Consider the following 9,045-nt stretch of genomic DNA (forward strand, 5'->3'; position numbering starts at 1 on the left):
GGGGGCGACTCCTGTCGCGTGAAGCCTGGATTCACATCCGCTTGATCTGGAAAACCTTGCCGTCGCGGGTTGTGACGTGGCCGAGCCGTACCAGCGACTCGAGCACGCTGCCTATCTTCTGTTCGAGGGTCTTGGACTTACGGTAGCCGGAGGCGATCTCGTCCACCGTGATGCGGTCTTTGGCCGAGGCAAGGGCTGCGAACACCGCGGCGGTCTGACCCACCGCATCCGAGGGGAACGTGCCCTTTTTCGCACCCGGCGCGGCGATGCCAAGCTCGGCTTCGAGCTGCTCTTCTTTCGCGGCCATCTTGTCGAGCGCCTTGCCGAAGCGCGGAATCTGATAGTCCGGCCGCAGCCAGCGCACATGGCCGCGCCGCTCCTCGGTCGCGCGCTCGTGATTGAGCGCGACCAGGCGCTCCAAAATCTGCTCGTCGGTCAGTGTCGCCGGCCAGCCATAGGCTTCGAACACGAGGGCATCGAGCTTCTCGTGCAGTTCTTTCAGGATGAGGATCAGGCCCTTGTCCTTGATGGCTTCTTCGGAGGGCGTCAGCGTGTCGTTCGCCTTCAGCTTTTCCAGCACGTTGTACATCTGCGTGAGCGTGAGGTCGGGATGCTCGCGCTGGCGTTCTTTCCGGAACGCATCGAGCTCTTCCGCCACGCCGCGGATTTTCGCTTTCAGCAATTCGCCTGGCGAGGGAAAGGGGAAGGGGTCGAACACTTTGGATTTCGAGTAGCGCGGATCGTTGCCGACGCCGAGCCATCCACCTGCACGCAAAGCCCAGGTAACATGGATGCGCGAGGACAAAACGCCGAGCGTAAAGCCATCCTCATCAGCGATGCAGACAAGCATGTTGTCGGGGAGAATGTCAGCCGATAAGAATTGAAGGATTCGATGCTTCGCAGTTTCGACGGTCGCTATATAGCGATTCAGAGGGGCAAGGGCTTTGCGGAGTTCTGGTACATTCTCTCCAAACAACCACCAGTTTGTTTTTCGGTACTCCCGATTATTCCAATCTCGCCCAACATATTTCTTCTCGCCTTCGTCATTGATTTCGACCTTCTCTTTCACCTCGGCCTTAACGTGTTGATAGACTTCCGGAAAAGACGAGCGTACCTGATCGGCAGTTAAGCCGAAAAGGTCAATTACCATTACATCTCGCGGCCGCGATGTAAGATCGCGGCCATTTCGATATTCTCGAATGTGCTGTTCAAGGCCAGGTCGTCTGCCCAGCCCAAGATGTTCAGCTTGCCGCCGCGTGACAATGAAGCCAGCGCCATGCAGCACCATCCCTCGAGCACAAATGCCTTCATTCGCGAGCATTGGTGAACATCGGGAAATATCTATCCCCACCGTAAGATCTGAATTGATCGTTCCGGTTTGTTCGCTGAGCTCAACAGTAGGTGAATCAGTGTCGAGCGCGTCCTCCCTGATAACCTCCCGTAGGAGGCCATCTTTAATACCGATCTCAGCCACAGTCATTGCAATGCGCACAGCAGCAGCGTCGGATGTAGCCTTTGTCCAAGGATGATCTGGAATTGCGAACACCAAAGAAACAGGCTTCTTTGCGGTGAGATGTGTTTCTACGGCGCGACGCTGGAACACTTGGGTAATTGAGTTGGTTGTCACGAGTCCGAAGCGTCTCAGCGCCGAGCCTTTCGCCGACAGAATCTCCGCGGCGCGATCCCACCAATACATGACGAAATCGGCCGACTCGTTCATGTGCCTGTGCGCGGCCCACAATGCTTCTGTGCAAGCGTCGCCAAGGCGCGAGCGAATGTCCTTGCCGCCGATGAACGGCGGATTGCCGACAATGAACTCAGCCGCAGGCCATGTCGGCCGCTTTGGATTCGGATACGCCTCCTTGCCATCGACGAATTGCACCGCCGGATAGCCGTCCCAGGTCAGCACCGCATTCTTCACTTCGATATTCCTGAATCGCTTCAGGATCGGCTCGGATGGCGCGCCGCCCTTGGTGCGGAAATGCCATTGCAGATAGCCGATCCACAAAACGAGTTCGGCAATCGCCGCCGCACGCGGATTGATTTCAAGGCCCAGAAACTGATGCGGATCGATGGTGTGAGTGCCGAGGCCACGCAATGCCTCCTGCCCGCCAAGATCGACCAATGCCTCCAGCACCTCACCTTCGAGTCGCTTCATCAACTCCATTGAGACATACAGAAAGTTGCCGGTGCCGCAGGCTGGATCGAGCACGCGGGTCTCGCACAGCTTGTCATGGAATGCCTTTACTTCGTCGGCCGCGCCATCCCGGTCGCCGGCGGCCCGTTTTGTTTCCGCTGCCGCCTGCACGTTGCGCCAGTCTTCGCGCAGCGGCTCAATGATAGCCGCCACCACCAGCCGCTCGACATAGGCGCGCGGCGTGTAATGGGCGCCGAGCCGCCGCCGTTCGTCGGGGTCGAGCGCCTGTTCCAGCAGCGTGCCAAAGATCGCGGGTTCTACCTCGCGCCAGTTTTTGTTCGCGGCTTCCGCCAGTTCGCCGATCTCCTCGCGGCCGAGCGGCAGCACTTTAGCTTCGGCAAACAGGTTGCCGTTGAAGCGAAGAATTTTTGTTCGCAGTAGCGGATAGAACTCGGCTCCATTATTCATGGACCGCCAGAGGTCGGATAGCAGCGGCACAAACCTGTCCGGATGCTCGCGGCATTCGCCAAGTAACTTGCGGAAACAATCTTTCGGCAGGAGTTCGACATCCTCGGCGAACATCGTGAACAGGCAGCGCATCAGGAAATGCGCGACCTCCTCGGCCGGATATTTTTTCGCTTCCAGTGACTTCGACACGGCGGCGAGGCGTTCGGCAATCTCGCGTGTGACCTTGGCGGCAACACGGGTCGGATCGAGCGATTGCGGCTCCTCCCAGATGCGGATCAGGCGCTCGCGAATTTCCGGCTTGCGCAGGTCTTCGAGAAAGATGCGGAAGCCCTGCCGGTCCGGAAACTGTGTGTAGTTCTTTCCCTGTCCGGAAAAGTCGGCATAGACCTCGATGCAGTGGCCGACATCGCAGACAAGGATGAAGGGTGGCCAGCCGTGAGCGACGGGGAGGGCTCGTGCATATTCCTCCGCCTGTCGCTTGGCGTTGAGCATGAGCACGTCCCATGCGCGCCGCGCGCCGTGGGTGCCACGCGCTTGTTTGTCGAAGTCTCCGAACAGGTCGTTCTGTCCAACGGCCACGCCTGCGACTTCCTTGCGCCCGCCCTTCTGCCGGCTCTGCTTGGCTTCCAGCACGAAGGAATTGCGCTTGTAGAGATCGATGCGGCCGATCGATTCGCCTTCGTCCCGGTAGCGCCGGACGGCACGCTCGAAAACGTAATCGTTGAATTCGTGGGTCGCCTGCGCCGGATCAGGGCGTTTCAGCCCAAGGACGTCGCACAATTCGGTGAGAAAGAGCGCATAGTTGGCGCGCTCCTGCCCGCCCTCATGGCCCTGCCAGCGGGCGATGAAGCGTTCCACGGGGGCGGATTGGGAATCGGGCGGGATCGGCTCGTTCATCAGGCTGGAAGCTACGTGCCGTCGTTACGATTGTGAAGCGATCGACGAATAAGAAAATAATCCTTGACGAGGCCGCGAGCGCACGGTTTGCGCTTCATCCAAATCAAATGGCAGGCGCGGTCAAAGAGCAAGGAGCGGACGAGGGTCGTTGCCGCGACGGAGAAGGGGCGCCGCTGAGATGGTGTGTTCGCGAAAGGCCAAATTACGATAAATCTTGAGTTTTTGCTGAGGAAGAATTATAGGAAGAAGGAAGAATTTGGGTCCTTGAAGTGATCCGATGGCGCTGAACATCAAGAATGCCGAAACCGAACGGCTTGCCCGCGAACTTGCGCGCCGGCGCAAACAGGGCATCACGGAAGTCGTGACCGATGCACTGCGCAAGGAAGTCGAGCGCGAGCGTCGGCGTCCGCGCAAGGAGAGCCGCGAGGCATTTCTCCGCGCCTTGCGTGAGATTGGGGAGCGCGGCAGTCGTCATCCCGTGCTCGATCATCGTAGCGATGACGAAATTCTTGGTTATGACGAGATGCTCGATGCGCCCGCGGGCAGCAGCGAGCGCCGCTAATGGTCATCGATACGTCGGCGCTGATCGCTTTGCTGAGGCTTGAGTCGGAAGCAGAAGCGTTCGCGCAAGCGATCGAAGCGGATCCGCGTCGTCTCGTCTCCGCAGTGACAAAGCTTGAAGCGCGTATGGTTGCGTTGGGGCGTTTTGGCGCTGCCGCTGCCGCTGATCTTGATGCGTTGATTGCGACGATTGCGCCGACCGTCATTCCGTTCGACGACCATCAAGCCGATATCGCCCGCGACGCCTTTGCCCGCTATGGAAAGGGACGACATCAGGCGTCGCTCAATTTCGGCGACTGCGCGGCTTATGCGCTGGCCGTATCCGAAGCGGAACCGTTGTTGTTTAAAGGTACGGATTTTGCTGCGACCGATGTGGAGCGTGTGGCTGTGTGACGCAAGTTGGGAAATCGGATTCCGTTTTGAAAACTATCTTCTGGCAATAAATGACCAAGGCAATCTTTACCGTTAAAGCTGGATCTGGCTACGACGATCGACCAGAAGAGTTCTACCATTTTCCTGCGACATATTTGAACCAAGTCCGTCGCGCGGTAGGCGATCATATCATCTATTACGAGCCGCGGCGGTCAGATGCTTCAAGCAGTGGACGCCAATCTTATTTCGCGACCGCTCGCGTTACTGAAATTGTTGAAGATCGAAAGTTGGAAGGACACTACTACGCGCTGGTTGCAGACTATCTTGATTTTGATCGCCCAGTCCCCTTTTCCGAGGGAGAGCATTACTACGAAAGCATTCTTAAGCGCCAAGATGGGAAGACAAATAAAGGAGCATTCGGGCGCGCGGTTCGTGAAGTGCCCGATGACCAGTTCGATCTCATCCTCAAGGCAGGCTTTTCCACGGAGTTGGCGCCCTTTGAAGAAAAGGAGCTGTCAGCGAGCGGGTTTGAAGAGGCTCAGCTAGAGTTTGTTCGCCCGATTGTTGAAATGACCGTGTCGAGGCCATTTCGAGACGTAGCGTTCAAGCGCTCAGTGCGTCACGCTTACGGAAATCGATGTGCTGTTACAGGGCTAAAGCTCATAAACGGAGGTGGGAGACCGGAGGTGCAGGCTGCTCACATCAAACCGGTCGCCTCTAACGGGCCAGACTCCGTTCGAAATGGTTTGGCTTTGTCTGGTACTTGCCACTGGATGTTTGATCGAGGTCTCATTTCCGTGGCGGATGACTATTCGATCTTAGTCAGTGACAAGTTGCCTGAACAGGCGCGAGCATTGCTCAACACAAGCGGTAAGCTCATTCTTCCTGACGACCAATCGAGATACCCAAACCCGTATTACTTAGAATTTCATCGAAGTTGCGTATTCAAGGCTTAGCTATCCACCGATCGGCGTCAAATCGTGTTTCTCGCCGAACCGATCGACAAATAACTCCGGGAGCATGTTTTGGAACAGACTTAGCTGGTCGTCTTCAAGTCCGGCGTCTGCCACGTCGATGCAGTCTTTTTCTTCATTGCGCGATCGACGTTATCTTTCCGAGTTTCAAAATTGTCTGGCAAAGGCGCACCCGTCGAGGAAAATAATCCTTGACAGCGTGACGCTGCTCCGATAGGGTTTGCGCATTCTCCACAATTGCATTCGGCGCTGAGCGCTGGCCAGTCAGCCAGCGCGCCGCGTCATGGGTTTCAGTTCTGCGGCGCGCTGTTCGCGGTGCTCACGCCGCGCTGCGCACGGGACAGATTCCTTTTTGATCGGACCACACCATGCCTCTGTCACCCAACACCCGGTCGGAGCCCAATCCGCCGCTCGATCGCGCGCGCGTCATCCGGGCGCGCGAGATGTATGCCGAGGGCTCCACCGTCTCGCGCATTCTGGCGCGTTGCGAGATGTCGCTCGGCACGCTCTATGCGTGTCTGGACGGCGTGCCGTTCGGCAAAGGCGGCGAGCGCATGGCAGCCATTCCGCGCAGGCGTCAGGTCACCGGCAAGCGCAGGCGCGCGCTGAAGGCGGATGACGGTGCGCCGGTCAACCGATCGCTGCGTACGGCCGAACGCCAGGTGCGCGATATAGAGACCCCGCTTGCGGGGCGCGAGCGGCCGCCGTTTGAGCGCGATGTGCGCATGCTGGCGAGCCTGACGCGGACGCTGCGCGTTTTGCACGGGCTGCGCAAACAGGCCGGCGGCCAGCACGCCTCGGAAACCCTGAACGACCCTGGCGACGAGGACACGATTCGCCACAGCGTTGAAGCCCTGCGGCAGGACTTGTCGCGCCGCTTGCACGCAATGTCGGCGGGCCGCGCCGCTGACGATGGCGGTCCGGATACGGAGGCCGGTCCGAAAACGCAGCACCGGCCTTGACCGGCTGACATAGGTCTTGCGCGCGCTTTGCCTTCGCGCGAAGAGGAGCGATGGACAAAAAGCAGGGCAAACAGCCGAAGGCGCCAAAGGCGCCGAAAGGCAAGGGCAAGGATGTGCGCGACGCAAAGGTGCACGCCACCGGCGAGCCCCGCGCCCTGAGCCATGCCGAGGCCCGCACCGTCATCATCGGGCTGATGCTGACGATGTTTTTGGGGGCGCTGGACCAGACCATCGTCGCGACCGCCTTGCCCACCATGGGCCGCGCCTTCAACGACGTCGAGAATCTGTCCTGGGTGGTCACGGCCTACCTGCTGACGGCGACGGCCTCGACGCCCCTCTACGGCAAGCTCTCCGACATCTATGGCCGGCGCGCGGTGATGCTGTGCGGCATCGCGATTTTCATCGCAGGCTCCGTGGCTTGCGCGATGGCGCCGACGATGACCGCGCTCATTCTCGGCCGCGCGCTGCAGGGCCTCGGCGGCGGGGGGCTGATGTCGATGACCCAAACCATCGTCGCCGACATCGTGACGCCGAAGGAGCGCGGCCGCTATCAGGGTTATATCGGCGCGGTGTTCGCCTCGTCCTCGATCGGCGGCCCGGTTCTCGGCGGCGTCCTGACCGAGCATCTGCACTGGTCGCTGATCTTCTGGATCAACCTGCCGCTCGGGCTCGTCGCACTCGCCCTGACCTCGAGCGTGCTGCGGCGGATCCCGCTGACGCAGCGCAAGCATGCGCTCGATCTGCCGGGCGCGTTGCTGATGATCTTCGCCGCTATCGCGCTTCTGCTCGCGCTCACCTGGGGCGGAGTGCGCTACCCGTGGCTGAGCTGGCAGGTCATCGGCCTGTTCGTCGGCTCGATCGCGCTATGGATGGGGTTCTCGTGGCGGCTCGTCTCCACGAAGGAGCCGTTCCTGCCGCTATCGGTGCTCGCCAACCCGATCGTGCGCACCGCGACGCTGTCGGGCGCGTGCTGCATGGGCGTGCTGGTCGGCCTGACGATCTTCGTGCCGCTCTATTTTGAGACCGTCATCCATCTGTCGGCCAGTCAGTCCGGCCTCGCGCTGATTCCGCTGATGGGCGCATCGGTGTTGTCCGCCACCATCACCGGCCGGATGATGTCGCAGGTCGAGAATTACAAGCGGATGGCGTTTGCGGGCTTTTCGCTGGCGATCGTCGGACTCGGCGCGCTCTCCATCTGGGCGACGGGTCTGTCGATCCCGGTCATCCTCGCCATCCTGACGGCGGTCGGTTTCGGGCTCGGCTCGGTGTTTCCGGTGACCACGGTCTCGATGCAGAACGCGGTCTCGGGCCTTCACATGGGGATCGCGACCGGCTCGCTCAATTTCTTCCGCTCGCTCGGTTCGGCGCTGACGGTCGCGCTGCTTGGCGCCATCGTGCTCGGCGGCATTGGCGCGAGCGGCGGCGTCTCGGTCGAGTCGCTCGCACGCACGGCGTCCGAGCCTGCGCTCGCCTATGCGTTCCGCTTCGTGTTTCTGGCGGCGATGCTGATCCTGTGCTTCGGGCTCGCATTCCTCATCAGCATGGAGCAGAAGCCGCTGCGGGGGCCTGCGAAGGAATCCGCGCCCGCGACCGACGCGCCGGCGACTCCGGTGCAGGAGCCGCGCGAGGATTAGCGCGAGAGGACTAACGTGCGCGTCGCGCGCTGACGCGGATCGGGATTGGCTGCGGCGCAGGGAACAGCCAGGCGAGCAGCGCCGTCATCTCATGCGCGAAATCGGGGATGTTGAACGGCTTGCCCGACGGCGCGCTCCACCACGGCGATTGTTCGGGGGCGGGGGCGAGCGGCGGAGCCTTATCGACGGCCGGCTGTGCCGGGGTTTGCGGCGCGTCGGCTTGCGGTCGATCGGGTGTACTTCGGACTGTCATTGACGGGTACTCCGTCGCAAGAGGGCGGCCGTGCGGCCATTGGGTTCCGCGTCAACACGCGGGACTCACATCCGGTTCCACAGCGAAGGCTACGCCCAAAAGGTTATCGAGGCGCAAAGGGTGATGTGAGCGCTTCCACGTTCGACGCAAGATTTCGTGAAGCGCGGCCGGTGGCAGCCCTCGGGTCAGCCCTTCTTGGCGCCGGCCTCGTGCTTGCACTTCGACCGGAACGCGCGCCGCTCTTTGCCGTGAAGCTTTTGCGCGTCGGCCTTGGTGGAGCAGTCCTTTGAGACCGCGCTGCGTTCAGCCTTCGTGGCGGCATGGCTGATGCCGCCTGCGACGAGCGTGCCGACGCTGAATGCGAGGGCTGCCGCGATGATTGCGGACTTATAAGGCGACATGCTGTCCTCCGGCTTCTGTTGTGGGCCTCGTGCGCCTTGATGGGCATGAAAGCCAGTCACAGTTGCGCGACCGGATGAAGGGCTAGGCCGGACGTTTGGCGGCTTGGCGGATTTTGGGGAAAGGAAAATAGTCCTTGACAGCGTAACGCTGCTCAGGTAGGGTTTCGTCATTCTCCACAACTGCGGCTCCGGCGCTTTCACGTCGCGCTCTTTTCCTCCGCTCATTCCCGCGCAGGCGGGAATCGAGTGACACATCATCAGCTTTCATTTGCGGCTCCTGGACAGGTGATGCCCCGTAGCCCGCATGGAGCGAAGCGCAATGCGGGGCCGCCAGCCCCGGATTTCGCTGCGCTCATCCGGGCTACGCTTGCTGCACCTCGCAAAGA

Annotated in this window: 9 protein-coding genes; 5 read left to right on the plus strand and 4 right to left on the minus strand. The window is 60.6% G+C overall.

All coding sequences use genetic code 11. The annotated features are described in order from the left end of the window. Positions 1-31: 31 nt before the first annotated feature. Positions 32-3,502, minus strand: a complete 3,471-nt coding sequence (locus VNZ93_RS01510; protein ID WP_325699056.1) for a class I SAM-dependent DNA methyltransferase — start codon at positions 3,500-3,502, stop codon at positions 32-34. 277 nt (positions 3,503-3,779) lie between these two features. Here VNZ93_RS01510 and VNZ93_RS01515 point away from each other — a divergent pair, with 277 nt between their 5' ends. The 5 genes from VNZ93_RS01515 (at position 3,780) to VNZ93_RS01535 (ending at position 8,005) form a co-directional block, all read left to right on the plus strand. Continuing rightward, the gene (locus tag VNZ93_RS01515; protein WP_325699059.1) at positions 3,780-4,064 is read left to right on the plus strand and encodes a type II toxin-antitoxin system VapB family antitoxin; all 285 of its coding nucleotides are present in this window, start codon (positions 3,780-3,782) and stop codon (positions 4,062-4,064) included. Next, a complete protein-coding gene (locus tag VNZ93_RS01520) occupies positions 4,064-4,456 on the plus strand; it encodes a type II toxin-antitoxin system VapC family toxin (RefSeq protein WP_325699062.1) in 393 nt (130 codons plus the stop codon). Before VNZ93_RS01515 ends, VNZ93_RS01520 begins: the two co-directional genes overlap by 1 nt. A 50-nt stretch (positions 4,457-4,506) precedes the next feature. After that, positions 4,507-5,391: an HNH endonuclease gene (locus VNZ93_RS01525; protein WP_325699064.1), complete on the plus strand. Its 885-nt coding sequence runs from the start codon at positions 4,507-4,509 to the stop codon at positions 5,389-5,391. A gap of 386 nt (positions 5,392-5,777) precedes the next feature. Continuing rightward, on the plus strand, positions 5,778-6,371 hold the full coding sequence (locus VNZ93_RS01530) for a hypothetical protein (protein ID WP_325699067.1): 594 nt from the start codon (positions 5,778-5,780) through the stop codon (positions 6,369-6,371). A 50-nt stretch (positions 6,372-6,421) separates the two neighbouring features. Then, a complete protein-coding gene (locus VNZ93_RS01535) occupies positions 6,422-8,005 on the plus strand; it encodes an MDR family MFS transporter (protein WP_325699070.1) in 1,584 nt (527 codons plus the stop codon). Between the two features lie 10 nt (positions 8,006-8,015). Here the strand turns inward: VNZ93_RS01535 and VNZ93_RS01540 are convergent, their stop codons facing one another. The 3 genes from VNZ93_RS01540 to VNZ93_RS01550 form a co-directional block, all read right to left on the minus strand. After that, complete coding sequence (locus VNZ93_RS01540; RefSeq protein WP_325699072.1) at positions 8,016-8,258, minus strand: hypothetical protein; 243 nt, start codon at positions 8,256-8,258, stop codon at positions 8,016-8,018. A gap of 185 nt (positions 8,259-8,443) precedes the next feature. Beyond that, positions 8,444-8,659, minus strand: coding sequence for a PsiF family protein (locus VNZ93_RS01545; protein WP_325699075.1), 216 nt, complete (start codon positions 8,657-8,659; stop codon positions 8,444-8,446). Positions 8,660-8,741: 82 nt separating this feature from the next. After that, on the minus strand, positions 8,742-8,927 hold the full coding sequence (locus VNZ93_RS01550) for a hypothetical protein (protein ID WP_325699078.1): 186 nt from the start codon (positions 8,925-8,927) through the stop codon (positions 8,742-8,744). Positions 8,928-9,045: the final 118 nt, after the last annotated feature.

Origin of the sequence: Pseudorhodoplanes sp., assembly GCF_035565795.1 — a bacterium.
In the GTDB taxonomy this organism is placed as follows: domain Bacteria; phylum Pseudomonadota; class Alphaproteobacteria; order Rhizobiales; family Xanthobacteraceae; genus Pseudorhodoplanes.